Annotated in this window: 1 pseudogene; it reads right to left on the bottom strand. The window is 60.3% G+C overall.

The window, feature by feature from the left end:
* Window positions 1–407, bottom strand: a pseudogene (locus ACGHJ7_RS14800) (IS6-like element IS6100 family transposase); the annotation flags it as partial.
* Window positions 408–468: the final 61 nt, after the last annotated feature.

Below are 468 nucleotides of genomic sequence, written 5' to 3'. Positions count from 1 at the left end.
GTATTGAGCGTGGCAGGCTTTTCCCAGTGCTTCAGGCCTCGCAGGGCCTTGCCCAGGAACCGCTTCGCTGCCTTGGCGCTGCGGGTCGGCGACAGGTAGAAATCGATCGTGTCGCCCCGCTTGTCGACTGCCCGGTACAGGTAGGTCCACTTGCCCCGCACCTTGACGTAGGTTTCATCCAGGCGCCAGCTCGGATCAAAGCCACGCCGCCAGAACCAGCGCAGCCGCTTCTCCATCTCCGGGGCGTAGCACTGGACCCAGCGATAGATCGTCGTATGGTCGACCGAAATGCCGCGTTCCGCCAGCATTTCCTCAAGGTCGCGATAGCTGATCGGATAGCGACAATACCAGCGCACCGCCCACAGGATCACATCACCCTGGAAATGGCGCCACTTGAAATCCGTCATCGTTCCGTCCGTCCAATCTCCGCCAAGCATGCTCAAGCTTCACGATTTTTGCAACAGAGCC

Origin of the sequence: Altererythrobacter sp. MTPC7, from assembly GCF_042851395.1 — a bacterium.
Taxonomy (GTDB): domain Bacteria; phylum Pseudomonadota; class Alphaproteobacteria; order Sphingomonadales; family Sphingomonadaceae; genus CAJXSN01.
This window is presented reverse-complemented; position numbering and strand designations above follow the sequence as displayed.